This window comes from Candidatus Alistipes pullistercoris, assembly GCF_027665465.1.
GTDB lineage: Bacteria > Bacteroidota > Bacteroidia > Bacteroidales > Rikenellaceae > Alistipes_A > Alistipes_A hominis.
Map to the genome: position 1 here is coordinate 265,569 of NZ_JAQDED010000005.1, position 13,710 is coordinate 279,278.

The following is a 13,710-nucleotide window of genomic DNA, read 5'->3' on the forward strand; positions in this document are numbered from 1 at the left end:
TTGCGAACTCATGGAAAAAAAGATAAAAAAAGAGAAAATAGACCGGCGCGAATTTCTGAAAAGACTCGGCGCGGGAGCGGCCGTTTCGGCGGTTGCGCTGTCCGGTTGCCGTCCGAAGCGCAATCCGGCGTCGGGCGACCGCTCGGCGCAAGGCGAGGTTCCGACCGATAAGATGACCTACCGCACTAATCCGACTACGGGCGACCGCGTGTCGTTGCTGGGGTACGGTTGTATGCGCTGGCCGACCGTTGCCGACAGCAGCGACGAGCAGATCGACCAGCAGATGGTCAATTCGCTGGTCGATTACGCCATCGCGCACGGCGTCAACTATTTCGATACGTCGCCCGCTTATTGTAAAGGGCGTTCGGAACGCGCAACGGGCATTGCGCTGAGCCGTCATCCGCGCGACAAATATTTGATTGCCACCAAATTGTCTAACTTTGCTCCTGCGACTTGGAGCCGGGAAGCTTCGCTGGCGATGTACCGCAATTCGTTCAAGGAGTTGCAGGTCGATTATCTCGACTACCTGTTGCTTCACGGCATCGGTATGGGCGGTATGGAGGCGCTGAAAGGACGCTATCTCGATAACGGGATGCTCGATTTTCTCGTTGCCGAACGCGAAGCGGGACGTGTCCGAAACTTGGGATTCTCGTATCACGGCGATATCGAGGTCTTCGATTACCTGCTTGCGCGGCACGATGAGATCAAATGGGATTTCGTGCAGATCCAACTCAATTACGTCGACTGGAAACACGCCAAAGAGGTCAACGATAGGAATACTGACGCCGAATATCTTTACGGTGAACTCGAAAAACGGGGTATTCCGGCCGTCATCATGGAGCCGCTGCTGGGCGGCCGGCTGTCGAACGTGCACGACCATATCGCCGCTAAACTGAAGCAACGTCGTCCGGAAGCGAGCGTCGCCTCGTGGGCGTTCCGTTTCGCGGGATCGTTTCCCGGCGTGCTGACCGTGCTGAGCGGTATGACTTACATGGAGCATCTGCAGGATAATCTGCGTACCTATTCGCCGCTTGAGGAACTGACCGGTTCGGACAAGGAGTTTCTGGAAGAGACGGCGCAGGCGTTGCTGCGTTATCCGACCATTCCCTGCAACGACTGCAAATATTGTATGCCGTGCCCTTACGGATTGGATATTCCGGGCATTCTGCTGCATTTCAACAAGTGTATCAACGAAGGTAATATGCCCTCTTCGTCGCAGGATGCGAATTACCGGAAAGCGCGGCGGGCGTTTCTGGTTGGCTACGACCGTTCGGTGCCGCGCTTGCGGCAGGCCAATCATTGCATCGGCTGTAACCAGTGCAATCCCCATTGTCCGCAAAGCATCAACATTCCCGCGGAGATGCAGCGCATCGACAAATTCGTCGAAGATCTGAAGCAGGGGCGTGCATTCTAACTAAAATGAACGGAGTATGGCAAGGGATACAAACGGAATAACTCCGGAGTTGCGAAGGCAGGCGATTGACCGGCTCTTTGCGGAACGGTGTTCGTGCGTGATTCGTAACGGTTCCGATATGCGGGTATTCTATGAACGGGGCGTGAAAGACTTGTACCGGCTGCTGAAAGAGGAACCCGGGCTCCTGCGCGGGGCTTTCGTCGCGGATAAGGTCGTGGGCAAGGCGGCCGCAGCGTTGCTGGCTTTGGGCGGCGTCGAAGAGGTATTTGCGGATGTGATCAGCCGGCCGGCCCTCGATTTGCTGGAGAAAAATGCGGTCGGCACCGGTTACAGGCTTTGCGTGCCGCATATCGTCAACCGTACGCATACCGGCCGGTGTCCGTTGGAAACCCGTTGCGACGGATTGCAAACGCCCGAAGAGTGCCTGGCACAGGTAACGGATTTTATCGAGACGATGAAACGGGAGGGATAGGCGCGGCCGGGGCGTTTCGTCTGTTGTCCGGTATGCGCGTGATTTGTAGTACTCTGTACAAAGAAACGGCGCCGGGGTATTTTCGGCCGGAACGTGAAAGCGTGCGGTTTGGAATATTTTCATCGTTTTTTGCCGGTTCCTGCTGGAATAAAGCGGATTGTTTCCGTATCTTTGTATGATTTTAATACGAAAAAGATGAAATTCGACGAACTCGGCCTGCACGAAGGCATCATGGAAGGAATCGAAACGATGAACTTCAAAGAGATGACCCCCGTTCAGGAACAAACTATTCCCATTATTCTCGAAGGAAAAGATCTGATCGCTTGCGCTCAGACCGGCACCGGCAAAACGGCCGCCTATACGCTTCCGTTGTTGGACCGTTTGCTGCACGAGGGCAATCCGGACAATGTGGTGAAATCGCTGATCGTAGTTCCCACGCGCGAGCTGGCGCAGCAGATCGATATCCAGTTTCAGGGTTTTTCCTACTTTTTACCCCTTTCGACGACGGTCGTTTACGGCGGTGGCGACGGTATCGGCTGGAGTCAGCAGAAACAGGGGATGATCATGGGCTCCGACATCGTGATCGCTACGCCCGGACGCCTGCTGGCCCATATTCAGAACAGCGGGGTGGATCTGTCGCACGTGCGCTATTTCGTGCTCGACGAGGCCGATCGGATGCTCGATATGGGATTCTTCGACGATATTATGAAGATCGTCGCCGAGTTGCCCGCCCAGCGGCAGACCGTGATGTTCTCGGCGACGCTTCCTCCGAAAATCAGGCAGTTGGCCAAACAAATCCTGCGCGATCCGTCCGAGGTGAACATCGCCATATCCAAACCCAACGAGGCGATCAGCCAAGTGGCTTACGTATGTTACGAAAACCAGAAAATCGGAATTATCCGCGAATTGTTCGCCCGGCCTTCGGGGACGAAAACGATTATTTTCTCGTCGTCGAAGCTGAAGACCAAAGAGCTGGCGCGCACGCTGAAGCAAATGAAGCTGAACGTCGGCGCGATGCATTCCGATCTGGAACAGGAGCAGCGAGAAGCGGTGATGCTCGATTTCCGCAACGGTAAGATCGATATCCTCGTGGCTACGGACATTGTGGCGCGCGGAATCGACATCGAGGATATCGGTACGGTGATCAATTACGACGTGCCGCACGACCCGGAAGATTACATCCACCGGATTGGTCGTACGGCCCGTGCGAGTGCGACCGGTACCGGGATCACGTTCGTCAGCGAACAGGAACAGGATAAATTCCAGCGGATCGAGACGTTTATCGAGCGGGAGATCGAAAAGCTGCCGATTCCCGAACGGCTCGGCAAAGGGCCGAAATACGATCCGGCGGCTTGCGATCGGCGGGGGGGCCGTCGTAATTTCCATGGCCGGGGGCCGCGTAAAGGGAGCGGAAGTTCCGGTAAGCCGGGCGGCCGTTACGGACGCCGGCAGGGAAGCGGCAAACGTCCCCGCGAAGCCGGCAGCGGCGGAGGTAATTAACGGTTCGGCCGATCGTCCGGATTCCGGATATTCGGATTCCGGGATTTTGCGTTATATTTGTTTGACTCTTACCGGAAACGAGATCCGGTCGTGCGTAAGCCTCCGTTCCGTGAAAGTCCCGGATAGGGAAAGGCTGTCGATTGCAAACGATGAAGAAATTACCGCTATATATCACGATCCTGATCGGAATGGCGCTCGGAACCGTGCTCGGTTTCGCTGCTGTTTCCGGCGGATGCGGGCATTTGGTGACCGATTGGGTCAAGCCGTGGGGAACCATTTTCATCCGGATGTTGCGCCTGGTGGCGGTTCCGCTGGTGGTCGTATCGCTGATCAGCGGCATTACGAACTTGAGCGATGTAAAACACCTGTCCCGGCTCGGATTGAAAACGCTCGGAGTTTACCTGACTACCACTGTGTTCGCTATTTTTATCGGGCTGATCGTCGTCAATGCGATTCAGCCCGGTAACGTTTTTCCGCGCGAAAAGACCGAGGAGTTCCGGAGTCATTACGAGCAGGCTGTCGAACAGAGACGCGCCGATGCGCAGGAGGTGAAAAGTTCCGGTCCGTTGCAATTCGTCGTGGACGTGATCCCCGAAAACGTCGTGCAGGCGGCCGGCGACAACACAGCCATGTTGCAGTTGATCCTGTTGTCGATCGTATTTGGCGTGGCGATGGTGGCTGTCGGAAAGGAGAAATCCGCGCCGGTGAAAAACCTGATCGAATCGCTGAACGGGATTATTCTGAAGATCATCGGTTACGTGATGAAGTTCGCCCCGCTGGGGGTGTTCGCGCTGATGGCCGATCTGGTCGTCAGCTTTGCCGGCGATTCGGATTTGTTGCTGGCGCTCGGGTATTACGCCCTTACGGTGGTGATCGGATTGGTTTTCATCCTGTTGGTATGCTATCCGCTGATCGTTCGCTTTTTTTCCCGGACCAAGCTCGGTGATTACATGCGCGCGGTGCTGCCGGTGCAGTTGTTGGCTTTTACGTCGTGTTCCAGCGCAGCCTGCCTGCCTGTGAATATGGAACAGATGCGGAAACTGGGCTTGCCGCACAACGTGATTTCCTTCGTGCTGCCGACCGGGATCACGATCAATATGAACGGGACGAGCTGCTACCACGCCATCGCGACCGTTTTCGTCGCGCAGGTCATGGGGATCGACCTGACCCTGACGCAGATGCTTTCGATCGTCGTGCTGACGACGGTTTCGTCGATCGGTACGCCGGGGATTCCCAGCGGCGGAATGGCCATCCTGATGCTGGTGCTCGTGTCGGTAGGGATTCCGGCCGAGGGGATCGCGCTGATCATTGCGATGGATCGTCCGCTGGATATGCTGATTACGGCGGTGAATGTTTCGGGCGATGCGATGGCGGCTTGCGTGGTGAGCGCGGGCGAGACCGATCGGCGGCAGGCGTGACCCGTTGCTGTTTGGCCGACCGGCGGCTGTGTTTCGTACGATAGTTGTTTTTAACTGAAAATATCCGGAAAATGAAACGATCCGATTTTTGTATCCGTTCTGCCCGTCAAAGGGTTTTCGTCCGTTTGCTGGCCGCCTTTTTTGCGTGCGTAGTCGTTGCGGTGTTGTTCGTGCGCGCAACGTGTCCGGGGCCGGTGGTCTACCTGCGTTCGGCGGAGGTGGCCGATGCGTTGGCTCGGCGCGGGATAACGCCCGAAATGACCGAACAGGCGTTGAAACAGGGATTGGATCTGGCTTCTTTTTTTACGGCGGCGAGTTTGCGCGGAGCCTTCGCAGAAGAGGGCGGCCGTGTGACGGACGCGAAGTCGTTTGCCGAAAAACGCCTTTCGCTCGACGGCCGGGGAGACTACGGATTGCATACGGGACGATGGAGAAATGTCGAACGCCGCGTTCGGAAAATTTTCGGTTGCAAGGATATCGACCTTAGCCTGTCGGTCGACGGAGGCGATACGGTACGCTTGGGTTATGTGGCGTTACGAGGCGGTGATACGCTTGCATCCGGTACGGTAACGGGTTTTATGACGTTGCCCGATACCGTGTCGGACGCATTGCGAGGGCGTGCAGGGCTGGAAATGGCAGGCTTGGAGATGGCAGGCGAATTTTATGCATGGACGAATCCGCTGGCGGATCTGTTATACCGCGATTGTTTCCGGATTCAGGAGGAGCTGCACACTCCGTTGCAGGATAAGATCCGAGACGTCTATCTGTGCGAGCGGGCGGAAATCCGCTGGCCGGAGATTCGGGATTTTATCCGGCGCGGAAATTATGCCCGCAAGGCGTGGTGCAATCAGGCGTTGGGACATTTATACGCGAATGCGGGTTTCGGGATGGAGGATCTCGCGGCGCTGCAACGCGCCCGGTCGTTTTACGAAGAGGCTCGGAAATACGATGCGCAGGCAAGGGAGGCCGTCGATCGCCGGATCGCACGGATCGACGATTATATCGGGGATTGCCGCAAAACGGACAGCAATGGCGAGCTGATCGGTCGTTTCCTCGATGCGAACGTGCAATTGCCGGACAGTTGCCGACAGTTGATCCTGGTTTATAACGACCGGCCGGATTCGGTACTGTGCGCGTTCCGCCGTTTCGACAAGCAGGACGACGGGCGGTGGGCGGAAACCTTTCCGGCGATCCATGCCAACGTAGGCCGCCGCGGGATCGCGCCTTACGGCGAGAAACTCGAAGGCGACCAGCGGACTCCGACGGGAGCCTACCCGATGGGATTCGCGTTCGGTTACCGGGACGACATCGACCTGCGATGGCCGTTCCTGGTGGTTACCAAGCAACATTACTGGATCAGCGATTCGGAAGACCCGATGTATAACCGGATGACCACCGAGACGCCCGCGACGGACAATTTCGAATACCTGCGCCGCGACGACGACGCTTACAAGTACGCCGCCGTAGTCGAATACAACACGCGCCCGATCGAAAAATACAAAGGGAGCGCAATTTTCTTCCACCTCGAAAGCGGTTATAACCGCGGCAGCGCCGGTTGCATAACCGTTACCGAGTCGAAGGTGATCGAAACGCTGCAATGGCTCGATCCGCACCGGTCGCCTTACATGCTGATCGCAACACAGCGCCGGTGATCTGTTTTTTTTAACGGAAATAGTTTTTTTGTTATAAAATCGTTGCCTTTGTGCACGAAAACGAATTCAATATCTATTAACACAGATTGCATGCATTTCCCCGTCAATGTGCTGGTAAATAAGACTAAAGTCCAAGACGGATACAAAACATATCGCGTGGAAGATTTTATTTTTATTATTCTTACGTTATGATATTGTTCTTCATAATCTCGTTCAAAAGACTGGCGTAAAAGTCTCTTTTGTAAATTCTCCCTCCAGGTCAAGAGGTACCCATATTCCTCCCTGAATTTTTTCGTAGGTTTTGCATAAATCAACGATTTTATTCCGGGTTCCAAAACAAACTTTTTTTAATTCGTGTTCTGTCAGGCTTTCATAATAATTGCGTGTATAGCCGAATGTCGATATCATCAATCCTTTTTCCCGATTTTCATTAACGACAATTTGTGTAAATCGTTTTACACTATTTTTGTTGACCTTTGTTTTTGATTTCCAGTGTTTTATTTCGATAATATATGATTTAGTGCTGTTGCCTATTTTGTATTCGAGAATAATATCTTTCCCTCCGTCTTTACTGCAACGGGTTAGAGTAACATTGAACCCGATCCCTTCGAATAATTCGGCGATTACCCGTTCCGTATCTCTCCATTCAAGATTGTATAATTGCTCAGGAGCACATGCGATACAACGGATGATACTTTTGTTGAATTTCCGTAAATGGATTAATATATCGTATGGATTCTCTGACTGATCCGAGGACGATTGTTCTAACCGTTCGATCCAGTTATGTATTTCATCGATGTCTATTATTTCGATGTTCGATGATGATCCATGATGTGAAAAATGATTATTAACGTTTTTTATATGATCCGAGACCGATAAAAATTTATCATAAGAATCTGTTTTTTGTAGTCTGGCGAACATATCGGACACATAGCTGAAAAAATTTCCGTAGATATGATTACTGCCTTTCACTTCTACGGCGATCTTATATTTTTGGTCTATTGAACTGATGACGAAATCTGGAGTGTATGTATGTCCTCTTTGTCGTTGAGGAATACATACATCGTATCCCATTTGAGGAAACAGGGTGTGGAATTTATCGTAGATCGCTCTTTCCAGATGTGACATTAAGGGATGATTTTGTGTTTTGTGATTAATAAACTTTATACTATTTGATATTGTTGCCATATTAATTATCGATAGTGATTGAATCTATTTTTCTTTGGCGGATTGCCGTTGAGATGTTGATTCTGGTATATATAATTGCTATTACTATGAATCATATTTAAATAATTCGGATCCGCCTTAGTTACAAATATAGCGAAACTCGACTGATGAACGAAACGGATTATCCGGAAAGTTTCTGACTAATATTTGCCGATCTTGTTTTGCCTCCGTATAGCGGCTTCCAGCAGTTCGTCGTCCGAATAGTCTCTGTGAATCCCGTCCCGTTCTATCCGGCGGACGAGTTCCGTCAGCTCAGAGAAAAGCCGTCCGATATCGTCGCATACGGTGCGGTAGACCGGGCAGAGTTCCCGGACAGCAAGCATGAATCTGGTCGTGTCTTTCAATGTCAGTTTTTTAGTGAAGCGATACTTCGTAGTTCATCAAATTGTCGCCGAATGTCTTCAGTCTGATTATAATGTAGTTGTATGCATTAAGAAACATTGTGCAGTCATTGTAGATCCGCACGTATTCCGTGGTGATCTCAAAACGACGCCCTCGATCGGAGAGCGCCGCAGGCACTCTTGTCTTGTCATTTGCTAATAGTTTTCGAGTGATTTTATTCCGTAATTGTTGGCCTATACGGAGCATGACGTTCGTACCCACTTCGACCTTTTAGACAATACGGTCGATAACGTCGGCCGCTTGTTCCGTCACGTCGTAGTTATGTTCACGCATCTGCTCTACGGTCAGGAACTCGACAACGTAGCGGCATCCGTTTCCCTTGATCTGTGCTCAGCCCATCGAGCAATCGGCGCTGTTCGGACGTAATGTTTGTCATAGGGGTTTCCAGATGGTCGCGCTTTTGAATTGACACAACAGTCCGATACGGTTAATACCAATTAATTACATTGGCCGTATTTCATTATCGGTGGTACGGACAATATGCTTGATTACCCTGCGAACGGTGCTCCATTTCGGGAAGATGGCAAATGGATGCACCGTGCCATAGCTTATAAGAATGATCAGCAATGACACCAATGCTGCAAGCAGCAACCAGCCATATATTTCTTTCATGGAGATTACGAGAGCCTGTGTCTGTACCATGCCGTAAAGTCGAGTTAGTGGAATATGCAGGGCATCGGTATTGGCATTGATTATATTGGAACTCAGCAAAGCTGCATTTTTAGCCATCGTATGTTGTAGGAATTCGCCTATCAGCGCCGGACCGAGTGTAGCGCCCATTACCGCTCCGGTGAAGCCGTTGATCGTCAGAGCTTGCGGAAATACCTGAAACGGCAGGCCGCTCTGTACTATCGAAGTCAGAAACACGATGGAGATTATCACTGAAGCCGCTCCTCTGAAAAAGAGCGGAATAAAAAGCATTTCTTTCTCAATACCGTAGTCTATGACAAAATAGAAATATGCCAGATAAGCGGCCGCAAGGGCGAAACCTATGGCCGTCATGGTCTTATATCTCCATTTACGCCGGGCGAATGTAAGGTATGTGAACGCGCATCCGGCAACGATCCCGGCAAAGACATACCAATTAAGGTCTATGAGATTGGTGTCATCGAAACCGAGAATGTTGGCGGCATAGCTATGTTCGAACACATGCTCGGTAGCAATCAGCATAAAGAAGACGAAATATATGCCGGTGGCACGTAACACGTTGCGATTTTTCATCGCCCGGAATGAGATATAGGGGTGATGTAAAAAAGAGGCTCTCCACAGGTTTATGCCGATACAGACGATGCCGATCAATGTTGCTTCGCATACCTCGGCAGCGTCCCACCAGTCATAGAAACTGCCGTAAACGCAGACGAATGCGAAGCAAAGCATGAATATCGCCCACAAAACCGCACCGATCCAGTCGATGCCGAGCAAAGGAATGAACATCGGTCCGCGCACAGGCTTTACAAGGATCATCACCATGAGCATCATCAAGGCGAGCATCCCCGTCATAATCCAGTGCATGTATTCCCATTGGGAGAAAAACGCAGTGTATATCGTGGCTATGCCGCTGAGTTGTATGACACTGTCGACTATGATATAGACATAGCAGAAAAATATCGCCATGTCGCGCACGGGAGTCAACCATAGTTGTATGGTAGAGTTACATGCGAATGTCGCCTGCATCCTGAACCATCCCGCCACGAAACAAGTTCCGACGAGCAGAGGTACGCTTGCGGTATAGGCGCATATCACGTTTGCTGCGATCAGTACCATGCCAGAGACGAGCAATTGGTTTCGGGTGGAGAAACGGAACTTGATGCGAAACATCATGGCGAAGTTGATAGCCATGCCGATGAGCGAGGCGTAACCGGCCATGAGAATATCTTCCTGCATCACTGCTTTTGTGCCCACCATATCGGAAGCGGCTGCGAGATACACGCCTCCCGAGAATTGGATTATCAGGACAAAAAAGATGAACAGATACGGCTTGAGTCGCCGCGGGATGAAGTCGGGAACGTCCGGTATGTCGAACGGTCCCTGTTGAACATGCCAGTCTGCCATATCAGTATTTCACGCGACATTCCACATTCATGCCCGCGCGGAGCCGGGCCATATCCTCCGGTTTATTATCGGGCGCGAATTCGATTCTTACGGGTATGCGCTGACGCACTTTTACGAAATTGCCGGCAGAATTGTCCTGGGGAATAAGGGAAAGAGATGCCCCCGTTGCCGTTGAGATGGCACTCACTTCGCCGTTGAAAACCACTCCGGGAATGGCATCGACCGTTACTTCGACTTTGCTGCCGGGGGTAATGTGCCGAAGCTGGGTTTCCTTGTAATTTGCCGTAACCCAGATATCGCCGGAATCGACGACATCGAGAAGGGTCTGCCCCGGTTGTACGAGCTGACCGACCTGTATCTCCTTATGCGAAGTGTAGCCGTCGCACGGGGCGATAATGACGGTGTAGCTGAGGTTGAGCTCAGCAGTTTCAAGAAGAGCTTTGGCAAGTTTGATCCCCGCTTCTGACTGAGACATGCGCTGACGATTGACATCGACTACCGACGACGTTGCCGAACATTGTCGGACAAGCATTTCATAACGAGCTCTTTTTGCCTCATAATCCGTCTTGGCTCCATCATACTGTTGATGGGTAACGGCGTCTTGAGCCAGTAGTTTTTCGTATCGTGTCAGATCAGTCGCCGCATTCTCCATCAGCACTTTTGCTTCGGCGATAGATGCCTCGCTGACCGCTACGTTTGCCGAGGCCGAAGCAACCGATCGATCGGCGACACTGCGTCCGGCAAGGGCATTCTGGTAATCGGCGTTTGCACGGGCTACATTGAGCCGCATGTCGGCATCGTCGATTATGACAAGTGTGTCGCCTTTCTTAACCTTTGCGTACTCCCTGAAACGAATTTCTTTGATATAGCCTTGCACTCGGCTGTTTACAGGCACTATCTGCTGACGTACCTGTGCATTATCGGTAAATTCAATATTGCCGAGATGGATGAACTTGTTGCCGACCCATAATGCTGCGACAGCGATTACCGCCGTGGTAATAATGTAAGAAAGTATCTTTTTGTTATGGTGTTTCATATTTTTCCTGTAGCAAATAAAAGTTTGTAATAATAGTAGATGATGTCGATACGGGCATTTACGAGCTGCCGTTCCGCATCGAGTTTTGCGTTGGCCGCATCGAGCATGTCGGTGATCAATGCCATATCCGCCGAATATCGCGTGGAAGTCGTGCGGTAATTGCGTTGGGCAAGCTCTACGCTTTTCTCTTGGGTCTTCAGCGTCTCGTAAGCTTCGAGATAGCGTATATGGTCGGCCCTCACGGTGAGCGATACGTTCTCGTGTGCGGCGTTCAGTTCTTCTATGGCCCGTTGCGTCGCAATGCGTTTCTTTGTCAAAGACCTGTTGCTTTTATACAGTGAAGAGATATTGTAGCTGATTCCGATTCCGACATACCAATAGCTTAAATTGCGGTTGATTGGCGGAACTTCCACAAGAATGGGTCCGTCGAGAGTCCAGCCTGCCTGAAGTCCTATTTTGGGCAATCGCTCGGAACGGACGATAGCCTCCGCCTTACGATTTATGTCGACAGCGGAACGTGCAAGGCTTAATGACGGAGAATTCTCCATCGCCTCCTGTTGCCATCTGTGCTCTTCCCCCATCGGCAAGGAGCGGGCGAGAATGGTAGAATCCGGAACGATGACGGTTCCGTCGGACAATCCCGCCGTTGTCACGAGATTGGTATTGAGAATATTGAGCGTATTGTTTATCCTGACAAGTTGCAACTCAAGGTTTGACATCAAGAGTTCATAACGTGTGATGTCATTTTGAAGAGCCGTTCCCTGCTCATAACGTGCCCGCATTTCTTCCAATACCTTTCGTGCTGCGAATATGTTGCTTTCTATAACCCGACGCAGATTGGTATATTTATAGATGTCGAGATAAAATCCTGTCAATTGGAAACGAATATTGTTGCGCTGAAAATCGGTCGCATATCGTGCCGCCGTTGATTTCAGTTCGGCAAGCTCTATGGCATACGTTTGGGCTCCACCGGTATAGACTGGCTGAGTGACATTCAGCGACAATCCGTTTCCGAAATGCGGTATGGGAGCTTTCTGATAATCGCTGAAACTGCGCTCGGTTGTGAAGCCGTTTCCTATATAGCTCAGCGACAGCGATGCGTTGATGTCGGGCAGACGGCCTGCGCGTGCGACGCTTATTTCACGTTCGGCTTCGGTCTGCGCAGTAAATGAAGGTCGAAGTTGTGCACTGTTGGTTTCGGCAGCCTCGAAAATCTCCTCCAAGGTAATTATCGACTGACCGTAAGAGCACACCCCGCCGCTCAACAAGGCTACAGGAAGCAGCCCTGCGAGCAATCGAAGATTGTTCATAAAGGATTGATTATTTTATGTGATGGGAATTGATCGTTTTGTCAGTCCGAATATATGACTGAACTCAGCTCGTGATTTACGAGCCACAAACCGAAGCTGTGCTTTTCCAGTTCTCCAGATAGCCCCAATTTCTTACAGGGATACAGATTGTTACAATGCACTTACTCTTTATGATCATATAGGCGCCACTCTTTGTGAGTCGCATGGCAAATTTACGAAAAACGTTGGAAATGCCGAATAAAACAGACGGAAAAATTGCTAAAGGTGAAAGTAAAAAACATCATGGCCCGCGGAGTAGGTCTGCTGTGCCGGTTACGCAGCAAATTGAAAGTCGGACGATGCTGTTGCACTGACTGCGATGAAGGTTCCCTACGATTTGCAGGAGGCATGGATAATCAGGGAAGAGTTGTCCTGCGACGAGCTGGCGAGCCTGCGGATCGTTTATTGGGCGTGGATGGACGGTTTTATTGTCACGATAGAAGAGGCCGGTATCGTACACAGGTACGTCCGTTACATTCGGGCTGTTTGCGCCATTCGGGATTTATTTACGTGTGCGGACTTTTTCAGTTTCGCCGTGATCTCCTCTTCGATCTTTTCGGGCCGGGACTTTCGCTGGAAATTGAAACTGCCGCTCATATTCATGTATTGCGGTTCGATGCCGCATGCCGCTGTTGTCTTGAATCGATGATGGACGAAGGCATGATTCGGGTATCGTTCCGAGAGTTTTTATGGCGTATAATAACATAGAATGGGGGCTTTTACCGTAAAAAAGGGTGCAAATTGTCGCGTATTTTAAATATTTTGTCAGATTTTTTAAATTATTTCTATTTCTGACGTTGTAATTTTGCAAAAGGAAACCACGAGTTTGTTTTGTCATGTCCCTTTACAATATAGAAACGCATTTGTCTTGCAAAAATTACGCGACAGATACGACATCTCTCTTCCGACAATACCATTTGTCCGTAGGCGAACTCTTGCCGTCATGCAATGATCGTCACAGCGCGCTTGTATACGTTGCCGAGGGCAGCCTGTTTCTCGAATGGGGTTGTCTTCCGCGTCGTACCATCGAGGCGGGTACCTTGTTTCTCGCTCCCATGAATCTGCACGTTTCGGGCACGGCCGCTTGCGGATGCAGCTTGATCGTATGCTTCTTTATGGGACAACCGCCGCTGTGCGATAAATACTCTTTTATGGATCTCCAGCGCGAAATGTCTTCTAAGAGTGACA

General features: G+C 51.1%; 12 protein-coding genes. 6 read left to right on the top strand and 6 right to left on the bottom strand.

The genetic code is table 11. From position 1 onward, the window contains the following. Nucleotides 1-10 precede the first annotated feature (10 nt). From PGR91_RS09395 to PGR91_RS09415, 5 genes are all read left to right on the top strand, one after another. Nucleotides 11-1,414 carry an aldo/keto reductase gene (locus PGR91_RS09395; RefSeq protein WP_055204881.1) on the top strand — a complete coding sequence of 468 codons (1,404 nt, stop codon included), beginning with the start codon at nucleotides 11-13 and terminating at the stop codon, nucleotides 1,412-1,414. 16 nt (nucleotides 1,415-1,430) lie between these two features. After that, on the top strand, nucleotides 1,431-1,886 hold the full coding sequence (locus PGR91_RS09400) for a DUF1893 domain-containing protein (protein WP_182424216.1): 456 nt from the start codon (nucleotides 1,431-1,433) through the stop codon (nucleotides 1,884-1,886). A gap of 195 nt (nucleotides 1,887-2,081) precedes the next feature. After that, nucleotides 2,082-3,386: a DEAD/DEAH box helicase gene (locus PGR91_RS09405; RefSeq protein ID WP_118655936.1), complete on the top strand. Its 1,305-nt coding sequence runs from the start codon at nucleotides 2,082-2,084 to the stop codon at nucleotides 3,384-3,386. A 149-nt stretch (nucleotides 3,387-3,535) separates the two neighbouring features. After that, nucleotides 3,536-4,804 (top strand): dicarboxylate/amino acid:cation symporter, encoded by a 1,269-nt coding sequence (locus PGR91_RS09410; RefSeq protein WP_055204885.1) that lies wholly within the window; start codon nucleotides 3,536-3,538, stop codon nucleotides 4,802-4,804. A gap of 71 nt (nucleotides 4,805-4,875) precedes the next feature. Beyond that, entirely contained in the window at nucleotides 4,876-6,456 is a 1,581-nt protein-coding gene (locus PGR91_RS09415) for a L,D-transpeptidase family protein (RefSeq protein ID WP_118655940.1), read from the top strand. 213 nt (nucleotides 6,457-6,669) lie between these two features. Here the strand turns inward: PGR91_RS09415 and PGR91_RS09420 are convergent, their stop codons facing one another. The 5 genes from PGR91_RS09420 to PGR91_RS09440 form a co-directional block, all read right to left on the bottom strand. Next, nucleotides 6,670-7,584, bottom strand: coding sequence for a restriction endonuclease (locus PGR91_RS09420; protein ID WP_182424217.1), 915 nt, complete (start codon nucleotides 7,582-7,584; stop codon nucleotides 6,670-6,672). Between the two features lie 239 nt (nucleotides 7,585-7,823). Next, a complete protein-coding gene (locus tag PGR91_RS09425) occupies nucleotides 7,824-8,027 on the bottom strand; it encodes a hypothetical protein (RefSeq protein WP_101572705.1) in 204 nt (67 codons plus the stop codon). Between the two features lie 499 nt (nucleotides 8,028-8,526). Then, the gene (locus PGR91_RS09430; RefSeq protein ID WP_118655946.1) at nucleotides 8,527-10,137 is read right to left on the bottom strand and encodes a hypothetical protein; all 1,611 of its coding nucleotides are present in this window, start codon (nucleotides 10,135-10,137) and stop codon (nucleotides 8,527-8,529) included. A 1-nt stretch (nucleotide 10,138) separates the two neighbouring features. Continuing rightward, a complete protein-coding gene (locus tag PGR91_RS09435; protein ID WP_101572711.1) occupies nucleotides 10,139-11,173 on the bottom strand; it encodes an HlyD family secretion protein in 1,035 nt (344 codons plus the stop codon). Continuing rightward, nucleotides 11,170-12,483: a TolC family protein gene (locus tag PGR91_RS09440; RefSeq protein ID WP_101572713.1), complete on the bottom strand. Its 1,314-nt coding sequence runs from the start codon at nucleotides 12,481-12,483 to the stop codon at nucleotides 11,170-11,172. The genes PGR91_RS09435 and PGR91_RS09440 overlap by 4 nt, the downstream gene beginning before the upstream one ends. Before the next feature lie 358 nt (nucleotides 12,484-12,841). On the opposite strand from PGR91_RS09440, the gene PGR91_RS09445 reads away from it, so the two are divergent. Beyond that, nucleotides 12,842-13,171 (top strand): hypothetical protein, encoded by a 330-nt coding sequence (locus PGR91_RS09445; RefSeq protein WP_118655948.1) that lies wholly within the window; start codon nucleotides 12,842-12,844, stop codon nucleotides 13,169-13,171. A gap of 292 nt (nucleotides 13,172-13,463) precedes the next feature. Here PGR91_RS09445 and PGR91_RS09450 read toward each other — a convergent pair. After that, nucleotides 13,464-13,710 (bottom strand): hypothetical protein (locus tag PGR91_RS09450; RefSeq protein WP_270399330.1); only part of this gene is annotated, 247 nt, incomplete at its 5' end.

Excerpts from the sequence above, each read along its gene's own strand:
- PGR91_RS09395 (WP_055204881.1), top strand. The coding sequence starts at position 11 with ATGGAAAAAAAGATAAAAAAAGAGAAAATAGACCGGCGCGAATTTCTG.
- PGR91_RS09400 (WP_182424216.1), top strand. The coding sequence starts at position 1,431 with ATGGCAAGGGATACAAACGGAATAACTCCGGAGTTGCGAAGGCAGGCG.
- PGR91_RS09405 (WP_118655936.1), top strand. The coding sequence starts at position 2,082 with ATGAAATTCGACGAACTCGGCCTGCACGAAGGCATCATGGAAGGAATC.
- PGR91_RS09410 (WP_055204885.1), top strand. The coding sequence starts at position 3,536 with ATGAAGAAATTACCGCTATATATCACGATCCTGATCGGAATGGCGCTC.
- PGR91_RS09415 (WP_118655940.1), top strand. The coding sequence starts at position 4,876 with ATGAAACGATCCGATTTTTGTATCCGTTCTGCCCGTCAAAGGGTTTTC.
- PGR91_RS09420 (WP_182424217.1), bottom strand. The coding sequence starts at position 7,584 with ATGTCACATCTGGAAAGAGCGATCTACGATAAATTCCACACCCTGTTT.
- PGR91_RS09430 (WP_118655946.1), bottom strand. The coding sequence starts at position 10,137 with ATGGCAGACTGGCATGTTCAACAGGGACCGTTCGACATACCGGACGTT.
- PGR91_RS09435 (WP_101572711.1), bottom strand. The coding sequence starts at position 11,173 with ATGAAACACCATAACAAAAAGATACTTTCTTACATTATTACCACGGCG.
- PGR91_RS09440 (WP_101572713.1), bottom strand. The coding sequence starts at position 12,483 with ATGAACAATCTTCGATTGCTCGCAGGGCTGCTTCCTGTAGCCTTGTTG.
- PGR91_RS09445 (WP_118655948.1), top strand. The coding sequence starts at position 12,842 with ATGAAGGTTCCCTACGATTTGCAGGAGGCATGGATAATCAGGGAAGAG.